Source organism: Pedobacter lusitanus (assembly GCF_040026395.1).
Classification (GTDB): domain Bacteria; phylum Bacteroidota; class Bacteroidia; order Sphingobacteriales; family Sphingobacteriaceae; genus Pedobacter; species Pedobacter lusitanus.
In genome coordinates this window covers 228,506-245,517 of sequence record NZ_CP157278.1, presented here as the reverse complement: position 1 = coordinate 245,517, position 17,012 = coordinate 228,506, and the positions used below count along the sequence as shown (strand labels likewise).

Here is a 17,012-nt window from a genome sequence, read left to right as displayed (position 1 = left end):
CCGCTCTTTTTATGGAATCAATAGTGGTATCCGGTCTGTAATGCTTTAATAATACTGATAACTGAAATTGATCACCTGTGGTTTGAACCTTTTTGATTCACTGAGCACGCTTTTCCCATCATCTGATAAAATCTGCGTTTTAATAGTCAGACTTAATGGTCTGCCATCTTTCATTTTAAACAGGTGACGGCGTCTTATTCCATCGACAGTCTTGTCTAAAATCAGATTGCCTTTAGCGTCCATGTACTGTTCTTCGGTTAATACAGTAAATTTAGAATCATAATATACTCTGTATTTGATTGTCAGTGGTAAAGTACCGGTGACTGAACTCACATGGGTAATAGTTTGCCGGGATTCTTCATTGACGGCTGGTGCGGTGAGCATATCCAGTACATCTTTATTTGGATTATAAGCCTGCACAGCAAGGTCTGCACTCCCATCGGCTTGCAGAATCAGGTCGTTCTGGCTTAAAACCAGTTCCTTCCTGTACCGGACAGGCTCATACAACAAATAAGATTTTGTCTTAAAATAAAAATTCCCGGCTCTGGTATACAGATCCAGCTTATGATCCCATTTATTTGCAACAATGACTGTATCACCTGAATAACTGAATTCCTGAAATTGCACATTGCCATCAGTAAATAAATGAGGTGCACCATCTTTGTATTCGACTGATACTGCTTTGAGCGCATCCAGCATTTTGATAACCTGTCCTTTATTGTTAAAATCTAAAATGACATTCCTGTAATTACTCACATCACTGGTTAGCTTTATCTCTTTAACATCTTTAAGATTGAAAAGCTGCAATGGCAGATAATAGTCTTTAAAGTTCAGATTAACGGCAAAAAACAGGGCTTGGCCGGCAGACTCCCGGGTTGGATTGAAAACAGTTTTATAATGTGCAATCGCTACAGAATCCTGATCATGTTTGATCATATACCCCGAACGGAATCTGGCTTTCCGGTGTTTGGCCACAAGCTCTGTCAGCTGATACATTTCCTCCCGTTTAACTACTTTATCACCTGCCTTGCCACTCCAGTAAACAAAGCCTTTATACTCATCAGGTAGTGTCAGCATATTGACTACCTCCCTGGTACTGTTCATTACTTTGAGATAAGTATGTTTAAAAAGGTATTTGTAATTAAACTTTTCTTTAGGAAAATGTATCTGAAGCTCATCCCATTCCCTTTGGGCATTGGATAAGGCAGATAATCCGAATTTATAATTAATAGATTCATCACTCAGATCGCTTTCCTTCAATTGCCGCACATGCTGGAATTCATCTGCACTTAGTACTGGAGGAATGTTATGAAAGATGAGTACCGGTTTACCGGGTTTCAGGATCAAAGTATCACAACTGGTACATCCCCACTTGTTAACTGCTTTTTTGTTCCCTTTTACTGTTTGCGCTTTTACCCCAATGGCTGTAAAAAGCAGGCATATGATTAATAAATTCTTCACTTGATAATTTGAGCGCAAAAATATGATTTTAATTGTCAGTCAGGCTATCGGTCTGACAGCTCCAAGATAATTCAAATATGAAGATCTGCTAATATATTTTAGTCATATTTTCACCTGTTCAATGCACCTGGTATAACAGCTGAACCAGCTTAATTTATTAGAAAAAATAATAGTTTTCAGATTACCTAAATAACTTTCAGGGGTAATTTAAATATCAAACAGGAAAGTTACAAAAGGGTCAGCTATCGGTGTTGGTATAGGGTTGGTATACCCCAGGGGTATACCAACCCTATACCAACACCGATCACTAACATCTCTTAAACTCCTTTTAATCTTTAAGCAACCTGTTTTTACGTCGGTTTTCACCTGATATAATCTTTTTCTACGAGCTGTTTTCCAGCATATTCAGAGCCAAAAAGCCCCTTCTATTGTGTTGACATTACACTTACCAAAGTCCCAAAATACACGGTTTATTTACCTTTAGCCTTGTAAGGTGGGCAAAAAAAGATATCTTTAAACCATATTTTTTTATAATGAGTAAAGAAGAATTTAAGCCTTTCATTCCTGCAGAAAGTAATGTAGCAGAATTTACAATTAAGTCCATTTTATTGGGATGTATAGCCGGGATCATATTTGGTGCCGCAACTGTTTATCTCGCACTAAAAGCCGGATTAACCGTCTCAGCCTCAATCCCGATTGCCGTACTGGCAATTACGCTGGGTAAAAAGTTTTTTAAAACAACTATCCTGGAGAATAACATTATTCAAACTACCGGATCGGCAGGTGAATCCATTGCTGCCGGAGTTGTATTTACACTTCCGGGATTCCTGTTCCTGAGTACTGATATTGGTGGACAAAGTTCGGGAGAAGCCTTTTTCAACTATATGACCATCCTGATTCTTGCTATTCTCGGAGGGGTTCTGGGAACGATGATGATGATTCCTTTACGCCGTTCGCTGATTGTCAAAGAGCATGAAACCTTACCTTATCCAGAGGGAACAGCTTGTGCTTCAGTACTTAAAGCCGGAGAAAGAGGCGGGTCATTTGCCCGTACTGCATTCTGGGGTCTTGGTTTTGCCATGATCTATGCATTGCTGCAAAAGGTATTCCATGTGATTTCAGAAGCGCCGACCTGGGTAACTACACAGGCCAACAAATTTCTGCCTTCTGCGCAGGTTAGCGGAGAGATCACTCCTGAATATATGGGTGTGGGTTATATTATCGGCCCAAAAATAGCAGGTGTACTGGTTGCCGGTGGTGTTTTAGCCTGGCTTGGACTGATACCTTTATTAGCTACACTGATTGATCCTGCTCTGGCAGCACATCAGCTGGTTAAACTGGGATTACTTGCTGATATTACCAAAGCTGGTGGTTCTGTAGGCTGGGACCCGGTAACTAAGACTTTTGCTGATTACCCGCTGGCAATTTATCAGGCCTATGTGAAACAAATTGGTGCCGGCGCAGTAGCTGCAGGTGGATTTATCACTTTATTAAAAACTATTCCGACCATTATCTCTTCATTCAAAGATAGTCTGGGTTCTATTAAAGAAGGAAAAACTGTAGCTGATACCAAAAGAACTGACCGCGATCTTTCGCTGAAAATTGTGGGTGTTGGCAGTTTGGCACTGATTATCCTGGTTGCTGTTTTACCGCAGATTCCAAGTAACGGAATCCTAAGTAATTTACTAATTGGTGTTCTGGTTGTTTTATTCGGAGCGTTCTTCGTTACTGTTTCAAGCCGTATTGTAGGCCTGATCGGATCAAGTAACAATCCTATTTCGGGAATGACGATTGCAACGATTATGGGAACCTGCCTGGTTTTCATCGCCGTTGGCTGGACCGGCAAGTTATATGAGCCTATGGCACTGGTTGTAGGTGGTATGATTTGTATTGCAGCAGCAAACGCCGGTGCAACTTCTCAGGATCTCAAAACAGGTTATATCATCGGTGCGACACCAAGATATCAGCAGCTTGCTTTATTTATCGGGGTTATCGTTTCATCTATAGTAATCGGACTGACAGTCCGCATTCTGGACACTCCTACTCCGGAAATGCTGGCTCAGGGTATCAAACATGCGATTGGTACTGAATTATACTCTGCTCCTCAGGCTACATTAATGGCAACCCTGATTAAAGGTATGCTTTCTTTTAACCTGGACTGGCAGTATGTACTGGTTGGTGTGTTTATCGCTGTCACTATTGAGTTATGCGGTATCAATGCTTTATCTTTTGCTGTAGGTGCTTATTTACCTTTATCTACCACGCTTCCGATTTTTGTTGGTGGAGCGATAAAGGGAATCGTAGACTGGAAAGAAAGGAAAAAAGTAAAAACACCGGAAGAAGAAGAACTGGGCCCTGGAAATCTCTTTGCAACGGGACTGGTTGCAGGTGGTGCACTGGCTGGTGTGGTTGTCGCTATTCTGATGGTTATTCCTTCTGTACGCAGTAATCTGAGTAAAATTGATGTTCAGCCATTGTTTACCCGCTGGTTTGGTGCGGGTGGTTATGAATTATTAGGTGTTTTAATCTTCCTTTTCATGGGATTTGTCTTATACAATATCTCAAAAAAGAAAAATGAAGCTGAAGACATCATCAAATAGTACATTTTGAAGGAGGTTTTTGAGTACAAAAACCTCCTTTAGAACGTTAATTTAACAGTTTTTTAACGTTAAATGCAATTAATCAGTCTTAGAATCAGGCTACTATAAGATAACGGTATTATTTATTTGCACTATAGGTATCGTACTCCTATATTTGCATCACTTTAAACGGAAACGCTTAGAGTATTATTCTGAAAAGAATGATGATTCCGTAGCTCAGCTGGTAGAGCATTACACTTTTAATGTAGTGGTCCTGGGTTCGAATCCCAGCGGGATCACAAGATTCAAGATCAAAACGTATAAACCCCTGCAAACGTAATGTTAGCAGGGGTTTTGTTTTTCCCAGGATGTCAAAACTTGTACCAGTTCACATATAAAAGGTGAGCGATTCGGTGAGTGATTTGAAATAAGCACCAACTCACCGAATAATATCCTTGAAACGCTGTTTGCAGATCAAAGATCAAGCGGAAGTAGGGCTTTGCCCAACCTTATATAGAAAGCAACTTTATCTAATTAATTGTCTTAGATTATATCAATCTTTTCACATCGATGTAATCCTAAGAATTTATTTCTTATCAGTTATTGTTGATTTTTCAAACAATGTAACCTGCATACCAGCGGGATCTTCTATACGCATAATATCGCTCCAGGGTGCCTTTGTTAATTTCCCTAGTGGTTTAGCGCCATTTCTTAAAAGTTGTTTCGATTTTTCCGATATTTGATCGCCAAAATTCAGCGCAATCCTAACATCGCCAGAAACTCCAGCTTTACCTACTTCCATTTTATCTATAAAATCCCTATGTTTTCTATCTATAAGCTCTAACGATGCTTTTCCTGCTTCTAAAATAACTCCTTTTGGTTGGACTATCCCAGGAAAGGGATTCAGTTAAGCCTACTTGATTTTTATAGAAATCAATAATTTCATCCAGGTTATCTACGGTTAGTACTGCAGACACAGTTTAAATTCTACGATGAGCAACTCAATAAATAACATTCTTGTTCCTGATCAAATTGTAATCTTATTATTTAATGCGATGGTATATTTTGAATAGCTTTATCGTACAGCATTTGCAACTAATACTTACAAATAAAAAGCAGGCGATTCGGTGGATACCAAATCCAAAACCTCCCAGATAATGACTAACCCATGGTTTTCACACTGGATGTGAATCCCAGCGGGATCACGAAATACCTAAATATTGCAAATTGGGTCATTTTGCATTAAAAAACATTACTAAATCCCCGGTTTAAATATCACATCTGTAATATTTAAACCATTATAATTATATTTGAATAATTCTTTTAATGAATTGGTTTTTGTATTGTAATAGCCATTATATTTTATCCTCATGAAAACATCCTCAATTGTAGACAGGCTTTTAAAAAACATGGGTAATATGCATGAGTTAGGTCGTCAACGAGCATTTGAATTAGGCAATCCATTTTATGCACAGTTTGCAGAAGACCAGGGATATTGGCGTAAAGAGTTGCAAACAGGTGAAAAGTATCTTGTTTCTCTGGAAGTAATAACTGACGAAAATGATATGCCTATTGAGGTGAGAGATACCATTATTAAAAGATTGAATTAACATTATGCCAGAATTGGTTTTTGTAGCTGGCTGTAATGCTGCCGGTAAATCTACATTTATTCGTACACGGTTGAATGAACTTGAAGGTTTTCAAGTATTGATGACCTATGTGTATAAAGGCCGAACTAAAGATCTAGCCAGACTAAGCATTGATAATGGTAAAGATGTTAATAGAAACTGTTTTTAATGACGCCTCATTTAAAGATTTAGCTGATTATGCCCGTAATGCTGGTTACAAAACATCGTTAATAACTCTTTTTTTAGATAGCGTCAGCAGTCTGTTACAAGGGTAGCCCTCCGGGGTATAAAACAAAGTGGCTTAACCATATCTGGAAATAATATCAGAATTAATTTCAACGAGAGCTTTAAAAATATTACAAATTTCTTTTTTTATTTTGACAGATCGGATTTTATTTACACTGGTGAAGGAGAGGTAAATCAATTGATCATGAGCTTTCAAAATGGAGAACTAGCCATATACCACAGTAATGAATTAATTTATCCTCAAAATTTTGCTAAATATGGACTTAGTAACGGAAGGCTAGATCAGCATATTTATAATGTTATTACTGAAAATAAGAATTTCCATAAGCCGAGTTCAAATCAATCAGGAACGAAATTTAAAATATAAAGGCAGTACACAGAAATCTGTGTAAATGAAATTTGGGGTTAGGGTATCACACCATAACTGGGCCATCCATGATAATAATTCCTTTTGAACTCCTTCAATTTCGGCGATTAGGAAAGTTTCTCATTATTACGCAACGCGGTAATAGATGCCTGGAACTCTTCCTCTGTTTCGGGCAATTGAACTTTCAGACCACGGGTAATACGGGCTTGAATGCTTTCGGCAAAAGGCTTAAACGTTTCGTTATACTTCCCGAAAGCAGTTGTGTAATCTTCACTTACGTGAAGCTCATTTGCCAACAAAGTTGCGCCTTCCAAAGCTAAACTTGTGCCCATTCCCGTAAAAAAACTTGGTGCATACGCAGCATCGCCAACCAGGGCAACACGTCCTTTTGTCCAGGTCGGCATATGAATCTGACTCGCTTCATCAAAATACAAATTGTCGGAATGAAGCATGGAGTCTAAAATGTCGGGGATTTTCCAATTCGTATTATTGCCAAAATATTCTTTCAGAATTTGCTTTTGTTGTTCATCATTTCTATAATTCCAATCTAATTTAGGCGCTCTAAACATTAGTATAGCATTCGCTCCATCTTTGAAGTGGTATATAACCGCCTCCTTACCCAGCTCCCGGTATATTATCCCGGTGTTACCCGATCTGCCTGTGTATATATGATCTGCTTTGGCAAAAGCAAAGTAAACACCGAAAAATTTTTTGAAATTTTCTTCAGCTCCGAACACAAGTCTCCTTACCATAGAGTGTGTGCCATCTGCGCCAAATACGAAATCAAAACTACTGTCCGATCCATTTTCAAAGGATATTTCAACACGGTTTTCGTGCTGGATCAACGTTTTTATACTGTTGCCAAAAATAAATTCGACTTCATCCTTAGGGACAATTTCAAAAATGATTTCGACCAGATCACTGCGATGGATTTCAATATCTCCGCGATATTCCTCCAGTGCATTTACTGAAAAACTAGTTAGTGTTTCGCCTTTCGCATTTACGATCTCATCAGTATGGATAAATTCATGGGCTTTAATTTTTTGTAATATTCCCATTTCTTTTACAACATCCATGGCTTTGCCCCGGACATCGATGGGCGAACCGCCTTTTCTAAGGCCTTTACCCAATTCTACTACGGTTACCTGATAGCCAAATTTATTTAACCAATAGGCTAAGGTCAATCCGGCAAAGCTTGCACCTGAAATTAAGACTTTTTTTTTCATAGCTTTCAAACTTTATTTGTTTTGTAATATTTGGTGACGGTTCAAAAGTAGCAACACCTTTGCAATTAAAATACCCTGATAGCTACTAAAAATAGTCGTAAAAATCTTAGAAAACCCAGATATAGACAACAAATTCTTAACTGATATTATGTAATCTGGAAAAATAGTATTTGCAGTTAAAGCGTAAAAAATAAATAATGAGTGAGTCGAATTACTCGTTTTGCTTATATTAAATTATATTGACTTGTTAATTTCTTTTTGCTTTCTGAACTGATAAACAGAACCTGCAATAAACAGCACTAAAACAAGAAGAAGTGTTTTACCGATTAAAGGGTCAGTAGATCCCTTAGCTAAAGGATGTCCAATAGGAACACGGGTAAAAGTTTCATTGATCGCAGGAATCAATGATAAGAAAAAACTAAAGGAGAGAAGAAAGTTCTCTATAAAACGAACTTGGTTATTTCCTTGCTTTTTAGCGTAAAGATAATAAGCAGCCGATATCAGAACCACAATTAGTAGCGCCAGAATATGTCCTGGATTAATCCCTTTGATACTAGATAATCCTAGGGCTGTTAATGAAGAGACAAGCGTACAATAAAAGTAAATCTTACCTGTAAACTGCTGTAAATCTATTTTTCCTCTTCGTACTAAAGCGATAATTGCAGCAACAATGGCAACAACGCCTATAGCAGTATGAAAAATTCCTAAGTTTGATAATCCCATGATGTTTATTTTAAATTTGAAAGTCTTTATTGACAGTTCAAAATTGCAATACAAAAAACAGAATGGTTTTGTGAATCAGGTCAATTATTTGGCGATATGGCTCATCCTCCCCTTCTAAAATGGCTGGTTTAGAAGGAATAATTTTTAAGGATCAATGGTTATTATTTATTATTCAACTTCAAACGATAGTTTGTTGGAGTAACGCTGTACTTATCATGAAAACTTTTAGTAAAGTTGGCTAAGTCGTTAAACCCACAATCAAAGGCTATGCCTGTGATACGCTCATTGGAAACTAAAAGCAGTTCTGCGGCTCTTTCCAGTCTCCTGGTTTTAATATAATTGGCAGGAGAATCATTGTACAATTTTTTAAACTCCCTTTTAAATGAGGAAATGCTCAAATTGTTTTTTTGTGCCAGCTCTTCAACACTAACCGGCAAAAAAATATTCGCTGCTATAATTTGTTTGAAAGTATATGAAGCGGGCGAGAAAAGTTGTGATAAGATGACTTGTATAGTTTCAGCGTCTCGTGTCTGTGAAAGCAAAAGGATGATTTCCTTCAGTTTCAAAATCAAAATTTCGTCATTGACCAAAGATGGATTCTCAAAATAAAAGAGGAGACCTTCAATATACTTTTGAATCAAAAAATCATTATTTATCTTTCCACTTGACTGATTAGTTACTTTATTACCTGGCCGGAGTAACAAAGGAAGTTCACTTTCATAAATTCTCTTTAATATTTCCGGATGGAAAGTAACGATTACAATTTCACCATTGCTGCCGGCATTTGAATCGTGTATCTGTTTTCCAGACTTTATGCAGTTGAGTAATAATGAATGATTGGCAGGAATATTTAGATGATCATCATCAAATTGATACAGCATTTCACCTTGCAGCATGTATAAAAAACAAGCTTGTTCAGAAACAGGAAAAGCAAATTCAAAAGGTGCTTTTAATATCACTTTCTGAATGAATGATTTTCCAAACAAATCAATCTTTTTATAATCGATTACCATTGCCGTAAATATAATTTATAATGACTGGTTTTAGATTTTTTATCCGGTTAAATCTACATTTATTAATTTTTCAGGTTCATCACGATGATCCTCTCCGCATTGTGCTGTAAGGGCAATAGCAAGCATCAGTCTCGTTACCAAAGGAGTCAACTCATATTCCCCACCTTTAAAGGCTAAACAAATTGACAATAAAGAGGAAACTTAGAAAGTAATTAATCCTAATCGTTAAAATTGCTAGTTTTGATGAAATATTTTAAAAAATCAGATTTTTCTTTCAGACTAAAAATCCAACCTGCTTAATAACAATAAATGACGCTTCGTACTTTTCAGCTTTGCCTACCCTTTCTTTGCTTTAGCTTATACTTCTCCGCCTGCAAGAAATCAGAATTGCCATCGACTCCCTCTATCATAATAGATCCTTCCTTTGTACAGCTTAAAAGAGATCACCCCGAACTAGGTGCGAGATTAACAGTAAATATTCAGAACATACAATCTGGAGAGTCTAAAGAAGTAGTATGGAGTTCCGAAAATATAAGAATAGCAACAGTAAAACCAGATGGTACAGTTTGGGCAGCGGGAGCTGGAGAGACATACATTGTAGCCACAATGGTGGGCGGAAAGGGAACAGCTAAATGCAAAGTAGTGGTTACTGATGCTAATGATTATAAATATCGATTAGTTTTAAAAGATAAGGGCCTTTCAAATTTCTCTGTTAATCGGCCTCAGGAATTTCTTTCCGTAAAAGCGATAGAAAGAAGACGGAAGGGAAATATCGCCATTGATGAGACAGATTTACCTATTTCCGCCGAATACCTTAAGGCTATCCAAAAAGTTGGAGGCATTATAGTGGCAAAAAGCAAGTGGCTTAACACAGTAAGTGTTAATTGCAGCGATCAATTTTTGATTGACCAATATAAAGCCCTTCCCTTTGTTAAAGATGTAATCATGGTATGGGAAGGTAAACGAACGACATCGCCACCTGCTAAAAAATACATAGACATACCTCAGCTTGTTTCAAACCATACTGCAAATAATCAACTTGACTATGGTTCAGCAGCGAACAATATCAAGATAAATAATGGACAAATTTTACATCAACAGGGATTTAAAGGAGCAGGAATTGATATTGCTGTCATCGATGCTGGTTTTATCGACATGAAGAATAATCCATCTTTTAAGAATATAAATATTAAAGGCGCAAAATCTTTTGTCTACGAGAATGATGATCCGTATGCAATAGACAGTCATGGCGTCTGGGTAACATCATGCATGGCAACTAACTTACCGGGCAAATATGTAGGTACAGCACCTGAAGCAAATTATTGGCTTTTACGCACCGAAGATTCGTCATCAGAATACCCTATTGAAGAAGACTACTGGGTAAATGCAGCAGAATATGCAGACAGCGTGGGTGTAGATATCATCAACTCATCACTAGCATATACCTCCCACTATTTGGTTTCTGCAAAGTACGAGTTTAACGATATGGATGGTAAAACTGCACAGGCCACCAGAGGTGCAAATGCAGCAGCAAGTAAAGGAATTTTCATTGTTAATTGTGCAGGAAATAATGACACCTGGGTTGGAACACCAGCTGATTCTCCAAATGTATTAACACTGGGTTCAGTTAACTCCAGAGGTAATGCCGGGATGTTCACCTCCTGGGGTATTACAGTAGACGGAAGGATGAAGCCTGATGTGATGGCCATGGGGCAAGGCGCGAGTGTTATTAATGTTAGTGGTGAAAGCGAAAACCGGAGCGGAACCTCTTACTCCAGCCCAATCATGGCCGGTCTGACTGCCTGTTTGTGGCAAGCTTATCCAAAATTAACAAATAAAGAGCTGATGGAAGTTATCAGAAAATCAGGTCATATGGCAAATAAGCCCGAAGTTCCTTATGGTTACGGTATTGCGGATATGCAGATAGCAATGGAGCTAAGCAAAAAAATAATAGCTTTCAGGTAGTTTAAGATAGGTTATCACAGTTTGTGATAACCTATCTTAAACTACAAAACTCAGCATTTCAACCTTTTCATTTTCATTCATTATCCTTAACCTAATTAGCTAAGCTTACTTCAAAAAACTATCCAGATAACCTAATATTGTTTTGGTCTGCATCATAAGGCTCACATGGCTCTGCGAAGGAACTATAGCCAACTGAGATTTAGGCATTGCTCCAAAATCAGCACATACAGCGCCTCCCAATAGTTGGTATGTTTTTATCAATTCGATTTTGTCCAGGCCATCATTGTCACCTGAAATTATCAATACAGGCGAAGTAATTTTCGCAATATTTGCCTCTCCCATGTCGAATGGTATATGATTAAAAGCAATCATTTGCTCTAAGAACTTTGTCCATTTGGTTTTATCTGGTGCCACCGCATCGTACGCAGCTTTCATAGGTGTATTTGTAAGAAATTCAGGCTTCATTGCTTTAAGCGCATTGTTTACTTCTGGTAGCCAGCCACTATTTTTATAAGTAGAAGAAATGATTACTAATTTTCTTACCCGTTTAGGGCTTTGTATAGCAAATTGATATGCTACAGATCCACCATAACTATATCCAGTTATATCAGCACTGTCAATTTTCAGGTAATCCATGACCCCTTCTACGTCACTTGCCAGAGTAGTATGTGATAATTTTCTATCTGAAAACTGTGTATGTCCATGCCCCTGCAATTCTACAGCAATTACTTTTCTTGTTTTTGACAGCTCAGGGATTAATTGACCCCAGTTCATATCAATTGTCATAAAAGCACCGTGTAATAAAACTAAAGGCCTGCCCTCACCATATACTTCGTAATAAACTTTGATACCATTAACAGGTACATAACCACTGCCGGAAGGTTTAGACTGTTGTCCGTTTGATTGAAATGCTGTAAACATGATGATTGCAATCAGCAGCATCGATTTAAGTGTTTGGGATAAGTTTTTCATAAGGCTGTTTAAATTTGGTTAGAATTTTACTGACCATACAAAGATGGAGTCGATTTCATAATTTGATGCTGTGCAAAAACGACAATTTAAGGGTGAAGTCCCGCCAATTTGTAACAACTAGCCGATCTCATCTCAATCCAGAACCGGGATACTAATAAAACTGCCATTACGCCATTTTATGGTTAATGGTATTCCTCCATCGTGTATACTTTCTTCACTTACATCTTTGCCTGTACCATAATTAACCTGGGCAATAGGGTTCTTATCAATATTCAAAACTACGAGGAGCCTGCTTCCTTTACTCAGCTGGCGGCTGACAAGTCTTGTCCTGTTAAAGGGAATAGTCTCTTCTATACCGGGCCGCAGAAGCTGCCTGATACTCATGTCTTTCGCATAACTGGCCCGCCCTAAAAAATAGGACAGTTCAAAATATTCGCCATTGGGCATTATTTCATAGAGTACAACACCAATATCCATATCCTTTTTATTGATCACGGCCTTTAGCTCTCCTGAAAACATCCCATTAACAGAAACGGAATGATCAAATGGCTTACTGATGAAAAACAATCCATTAGTACGGTCCAGATCCTTTTTTATGATTGGATCCGGATAGTAATCATTATTAGACGAATTCCGGTCGGCCAGGTCTACTACCTGATTGACTGCGAACCGGTTGTTTTGTTTTTTCTCTGACAGTAGATAATTTTCTCCGTCCTTTTCACTGGTCAAATAAAGCCTTAAGGCCTTATTACTCATTTTTTCAATAGATGGGGCATGTTTCCATTTGTTAGCCCCCATGAGTTCATAATTAATCTTATCCTTTAATAAAGCAGGTTTCCTGCCACCTTTCATTATATAATCAAACCACTGAAAGGTGATTTCTTTTGTATTGATCAATGCCTCCGGATCCACCTTATATTCGTGTATTAGCGGTGTGCCACCCCGCTGGGCACCAAAATGATCATATGGCCCTATGATGAGGTAGTGATTGGCATTAGGATTATATTTATAGTGTTCTGTGAGATAATGCATTGCAGAAATCTGACCATCGTCATAGTATCCGGTAATGGTCAGTACAGGGATATTAATTCTGGAATAATCACCCTGATAAGGCACCATGGCCTGCCAGTAGTGATCGTAAGACGGATGTTTTAACCAACGCTGCAGCCAGGGATTTGGTGTACCATCTATGCTGTCGATTTTATTATAGGCCACACCACTCTCATACCATTTTTCACGCAGATTTCTCCACCGCTGTTTGTCATCATTTATCGGATCATCTGTATACTTATTGTTAGTCACATAAAAAGCCCATTGATAATTGACGTTTAAAAAAACATTGTTTTCCATCGGCACGCCAAGACCGGGTATGGCAGCCACATAGGGTACAATGGTTTTAAGGGAAGGATGTGGATGTTTTAACGCTGCCCACTGTGCAAAGCCCGAATAGCTCCCCCCGTACATCCCCACCTTTCCATTGCTCCAGCTTTGCTGAATAATCCAGTCAATGACCGCATTAACATCCTCCTGTTCATGTTCATAAGGTTCTATTTTATCCATACTTAAGCGCTTTCCCCTGGTATCGGCGACAATTCCAACATAACCATGATCTGCAGCATAGATTGCTTCACTAAGACTTCTCTCCAGATTTGAATAAATATAAAATAGCAGAGCTGCAGGCTGAGGTACAGTGATTCCTTTCTTTCTTACAACCACAGCGGATAAAGTGGCACCATATTTTGTTTTGATCAGTACACTGTCAGTGATCAGATATTGATCCCTGTTTAAATTTTTCTGCGCGAAGCCAGATTGGAATGTTATCATCAAAAACAAACCGGCCAGAGTTAATTGTCTTTTCATCTATTAATAGCTTTAAATTTAACGGACTGCCGCTCGGATACTTCTATCACATCTCCGGATAGCAGACAAATCGTTAACCTGCCCTTTTCCATAATATCGATTTTATGGATGAATTGAAGATTGATGATTTGCGAACGGTTTGCCCTAAAAAAGTTCTTTTTATCCAGATTCTTCTCCAACTGGTTCAGGGAACATTTGTAGAATACTTTTTTGTCTTCAAAATGCAAAAACGCATAGTTATCCATAGACTGGATCAGATAAACAGTTTTCCAGCTGATAAAGTGATACTGTCCCCGGTCTTTAACAAAGATCCTGTCTTCAGATAGCTGCAACACCATCTTTTCTCTGATCTGACAAATTGCTTTTTCAAAACGTTCTTCGCGCACAGGCTTCATCAGATAATCGAGTGCGCTGTATTCAAAAGCTTTTACAGCATATTGATCATAGGCTGTAATGAAGATAACCTGAGGTACACGGCTAAGAGATTCCAGAAGATCAAATCCGGATTTTTCAGGCATCTGAATATCTAAAAAAAGGATATCCGGATGTTGTTGTTCAATCAGTAATTTGGCTTCATCAGCATTTCCAGCTTCACCCGAGATAACAAATTCAGGATAATTGTCTAAAAGCCTCCTGACCTCACTCCTGGCAGCACGCTCATCGTCTATTATCAGGACTTTAATTTTCTTCATAGGATTGGGATAAGTAAAGAGGCCAGTACAACTCCTTTAGGTTGTTCTGTAATTGTAAATTTTGCAAGTCCGCCATATTGTAACCGGAGCCTTTCACTCAGATTTTTAAGCCCAATACCATGAGACGACTCTTTACCATTAAATTGTCCGGTATTTTTGACACTGATACTGATCTGGTCATTGTCCTTTTTAATTTCTATATATACAAACCCACCATCTTTTTGCCGGGCAACCCCATGTTTTATCGCGTTTTCAACCAGCGTCTGAATACTTAAACGCGGTATAATGAAGGACATCAAAAGCGGATCAATGGCTATATCTTGTTGCAGGCGCCCTTCCATTCTTAACTTTTCCAGTTCAAGATAGTCCTTCACTAAGTTGATTTCATCGCTAACAATAGTCTGCATATTATCCTTGTTATACAGGCCAGATCTCAATAAATCTGATAGCAGGTCAATGGCCCTTCTGGCATCTTTAGGATTTTCAAGAACTAAGGCTTTGATAGTGTTTAGTGAATTGAAGAGAAAATGAGGGTTAAGCTGCGCAGATAAATTATGGAGCTGTGTATCCTTGTTAATCATTACCAGTCGTGCATTTTCTTTAGTAATGGCTATTTCACGCTGTGCGTATTGATATAAATGATAAGCCAGCAACCAGATAGACATGAGCCTGATCCCTGCAATAAAAATGTTCAATCCGCCGGACTTAAAAAACAATAGCAGAGATTGGGAAGGAACAGGAAAGAACCAGTACCTGAAAAGATAAGTCTTCAGTAAAGTAACTATGGTATAGGCTACTCCCATCACAAAAACAGCAGGGATCATGAGTTTTAGAATCTGGTTAAAACCTAAATTCCGCCAGTTGTTTTTTAAGGCAAGTTTGTGGTAAATATTAGTCAGACCTATATATATGGCCACATCGGTAATAAACTGCAACGATCCAATTAAAAAGTCGAAATTCCCACTAAGAAAACCTGCATATCCCCAATACAGGGATGCTACAGACCATCCTATGATCTGGCATTTCCAATAAAGGGACAGCAATGGCCGATGATTTACCCGTTTTACTATCATAATTATTTAAAGCAACGCAATTCATTCCAAACTTAAAAGAGAAAGTACATCAACGGGGAATTTAGGGGATGAGCGCAAATTTTTTATGAGATCACTCCAAATTAAATCAAATAGAGGACATGGCGGACTTAATAGCACCGATATAATTATTTCCTCTTAACCAGCTCATTATAGATTGCAATACGATGCGTACGCAGTTTATAAGGGATCTTCTCTTTGCTATTGCTCATCTGGAAACCTATAGCGTGCGACTCTTTAACCGGCATATGGCAGTCAATGCAGTTCTTTGCCAGCACAGCTTTATCTTTCTCTTTTAATGTTTCATGTTTCACCTCCTGGTGACAGCTGATGCATTTAGCAGAATAAATGGCCAGACCAGGCTTCTTGTTATCATGCACATCGTGACACGTAATACATTCTGCCTTACCAATTTTATAACATACACTAGCCTCAAGCAGCTGCTTTTGTTTTCCGTGTACATCAGGATCTTCTCCTCTGTAGGCACTATATTCAGGCATTGTTTTTAACGTATCACCAGGTTTAAAACTAAATGTAGAAGTCACCGTCCGGATACCCGTTCCTGAATGGCATACCCCACATACATCCACCCTTCTGGTTAACGCCAGCTTTTTATAACTCACCATAAATCTGGCTGTTTTCACGGTAGGATTTTCCTCATGAAAGGCTACGTGCTGTGCCGCAGGGCCATGGCAACGTTCGCAATCTATACCTGCAATAACGGAGTTTTTAACGTATTCTTCCTCTATTGAAAAATTAGCTCCCTGTACCATCTTTTTGTCCGCGAAAGAACTATGGCATTCTAAACAACGGGAAACGATTGGCCTGCCAAAATAAATCTGGTTATCAGGGAATCCCGGGCTGTTTACCCATTGATGTTCTTTAGTCAGGTAGTTCAATGGCATTTGCATCAGCTGTTTACCATACCAGAATGCAAACGTATATGCACTGTTTCCAGCACCAAAAATCATGTCTGTATGTTCTGTTTTTTTATCAACCCCATTGATCAGCGCAGACTGATACAGGCCGTCAACACGGTTCTTCACCTGTACTTTAGTCTGTTCATTAAACACAAACTCTCCGTCAGGTATATGCAGGCTGTCAGCAGAGTCAGGCTTCGTTAACATTTTTGAAGCATTAAAATGAGAATTGTGGACGGCAGATTCGGTAAGGTCTTTATGACAGCTTA

General features: G+C 38.5%; 13 protein-coding genes and 1 tRNA gene. 4 read left to right on the top strand and 10 right to left on the bottom strand.

All coding sequences use genetic code 11. The features are described from left to right. Positions 1–45: 45 nt before the first annotated feature. The gene (locus PL_RS01140; RefSeq protein WP_041885159.1) at positions 46–1,461 is read right to left on the bottom strand and encodes a hypothetical protein; all 1,416 of its coding nucleotides are present in this window, start codon (positions 1,459–1,461) and stop codon (positions 46–48) included. 533 nt (positions 1,462–1,994) lie between these two features. On the opposite strand from PL_RS01140, the gene PL_RS01135 reads away from it, so the two are divergent. Then, positions 1,995–4,061 carry an OPT family oligopeptide transporter gene (locus PL_RS01135; RefSeq protein ID WP_041877420.1) on the top strand — a complete coding sequence of 689 codons (2,067 nt, stop codon included), beginning with the start codon at positions 1,995–1,997 and terminating at the stop codon, positions 4,059–4,061. A gap of 205 nt (positions 4,062–4,266) precedes the next feature. Next, positions 4,267–4,339 (top strand) — tRNA-Lys (locus tag PL_RS01130). A gap of 287 nt (positions 4,340–4,626) precedes the next feature. Here the strand turns inward: PL_RS01130 and PL_RS01125 are convergent. Next, positions 4,627–4,842 (bottom strand): hypothetical protein, encoded by a 216-nt coding sequence (locus tag PL_RS01125; RefSeq protein WP_041877422.1) that lies wholly within the window; start codon positions 4,840–4,842, stop codon positions 4,627–4,629. 568 nt (positions 4,843–5,410) lie between these two features. On the opposite strand from PL_RS01125, the gene PL_RS01120 reads away from it, so the two are divergent. Further along, positions 5,411–5,650 carry a hypothetical protein gene (locus tag PL_RS01120; protein WP_041877427.1) on the top strand — a complete coding sequence of 80 codons (240 nt, stop codon included), beginning with the start codon at positions 5,411–5,413 and terminating at the stop codon, positions 5,648–5,650. A gap of 738 nt (positions 5,651–6,388) precedes the next feature. Here PL_RS01120 and PL_RS01115 read toward each other — a convergent pair. From PL_RS01115 to PL_RS01105, 3 genes are all read right to left on the bottom strand, one after another. Next, positions 6,389–7,507 (bottom strand): FAD-dependent monooxygenase, encoded by a 1,119-nt coding sequence (locus tag PL_RS01115; protein WP_348620793.1) that lies wholly within the window; start codon positions 7,505–7,507, stop codon positions 6,389–6,391. A gap of 234 nt (positions 7,508–7,741) precedes the next feature. Next, positions 7,742–8,230: a hypothetical protein gene (locus tag PL_RS01110; protein ID WP_041877437.1), complete on the bottom strand. Its 489-nt coding sequence runs from the start codon at positions 8,228–8,230 to the stop codon at positions 7,742–7,744. Between the two features lie 161 nt (positions 8,231–8,391). Then, the gene (locus PL_RS01105; RefSeq protein WP_041877439.1) at positions 8,392–9,243 is read right to left on the bottom strand and encodes a helix-turn-helix domain-containing protein; all 852 of its coding nucleotides are present in this window, start codon (positions 9,241–9,243) and stop codon (positions 8,392–8,394) included. A 309-nt stretch (positions 9,244–9,552) separates the two neighbouring features. Between PL_RS01105 and PL_RS01100 the strand changes: the two genes are divergently transcribed. Further along, on the top strand, positions 9,553–11,208 hold the full coding sequence (locus PL_RS01100) for a S8 family serine peptidase (RefSeq protein WP_082035768.1): 1,656 nt from the start codon (positions 9,553–9,555) through the stop codon (positions 11,206–11,208). 105 nt (positions 11,209–11,313) lie between these two features. On the opposite strand, the gene PL_RS01095 is transcribed toward PL_RS01100, so the two are convergent. The 5 genes from PL_RS01095 to PL_RS01075 all read right to left on the bottom strand — a co-directional run bounded on the left by PL_RS01095 (position 11,314) and on the right by PL_RS01075 (position 16,950). Beyond that, positions 11,314–12,180, bottom strand: coding sequence for an alpha/beta fold hydrolase (locus PL_RS01095; RefSeq protein WP_041877442.1), 867 nt, complete (start codon positions 12,178–12,180; stop codon positions 11,314–11,316). A 132-nt stretch (positions 12,181–12,312) separates the two neighbouring features. Further along, positions 12,313–14,040 (bottom strand): CocE/NonD family hydrolase, encoded by a 1,728-nt coding sequence (locus PL_RS01090; RefSeq protein WP_041877445.1) that lies wholly within the window; start codon positions 14,038–14,040, stop codon positions 12,313–12,315. After that, a complete protein-coding gene (locus tag PL_RS01085) occupies positions 14,037–14,732 on the bottom strand; it encodes a LytR/AlgR family response regulator transcription factor (protein ID WP_041877448.1) in 696 nt (231 codons plus the stop codon). The genes PL_RS01090 and PL_RS01085 overlap by 4 nt, the downstream gene beginning before the upstream one ends. Next, positions 14,729–15,805 carry a sensor histidine kinase gene (locus PL_RS01080; RefSeq protein ID WP_041877450.1) on the bottom strand — a complete coding sequence of 359 codons (1,077 nt, stop codon included), beginning with the start codon at positions 15,803–15,805 and terminating at the stop codon, positions 14,729–14,731. Before PL_RS01080 ends, PL_RS01085 begins: the two co-directional genes overlap by 4 nt. Before the next feature lie 146 nt (positions 15,806–15,951). Next, positions 15,952–16,950, bottom strand: a complete 999-nt coding sequence (locus PL_RS01075) for a cytochrome c3 family protein (RefSeq protein ID WP_160292049.1) — start codon at positions 16,948–16,950, stop codon at positions 15,952–15,954. Positions 16,951–17,012: the final 62 nt, after the last annotated feature.

Coding starts and splice junctions, on each gene's coding strand:
- PL_RS01135 (WP_041877420.1), top strand. CDS start 1,995: ATGAGTAAAGAAGAATTTAAGCCTTTCATTCCTGCAGAAAGTAATGTA.
- PL_RS01125 (WP_041877422.1), bottom strand. CDS start 4,842: ATGGAAGTAGGTAAAGCTGGAGTTTCTGGCGATGTTAGGATTGCGCTG.
- PL_RS01120 (WP_041877427.1), top strand. CDS start 5,411: ATGAAAACATCCTCAATTGTAGACAGGCTTTTAAAAAACATGGGTAAT.
- PL_RS01115 (WP_348620793.1), bottom strand. CDS start 7,507: ATGAAAAAAAAAGTCTTAATTTCAGGTGCAAGCTTTGCCGGATTGACC.
- PL_RS01110 (WP_041877437.1), bottom strand. CDS start 8,230: ATGGGATTATCAAACTTAGGAATTTTTCATACTGCTATAGGCGTTGTT.
- PL_RS01105 (WP_041877439.1), bottom strand. CDS start 9,243: ATGGTAATCGATTATAAAAAGATTGATTTGTTTGGAAAATCATTCATT.
- PL_RS01100 (WP_082035768.1), top strand. CDS start 9,553: ATGACGCTTCGTACTTTTCAGCTTTGCCTACCCTTTCTTTGCTTTAGC.
- PL_RS01095 (WP_041877442.1), bottom strand. CDS start 12,180: ATGAAAAACTTATCCCAAACACTTAAATCGATGCTGCTGATTGCAATC.
- PL_RS01090 (WP_041877445.1), bottom strand. CDS start 14,040: ATGAAAAGACAATTAACTCTGGCCGGTTTGTTTTTGATGATAACATTC.
- PL_RS01085 (WP_041877448.1), bottom strand. CDS start 14,732: ATGAAGAAAATTAAAGTCCTGATAATAGACGATGAGCGTGCTGCCAGG.
- PL_RS01080 (WP_041877450.1), bottom strand. CDS start 15,805: ATGATAGTAAAACGGGTAAATCATCGGCCATTGCTGTCCCTTTATTGG.
- PL_RS01075 (WP_160292049.1), bottom strand. CDS start 16,950: ATGTTAACGAAGCCTGACTCTGCTGACAGCCTGCATATACCTGACGGA.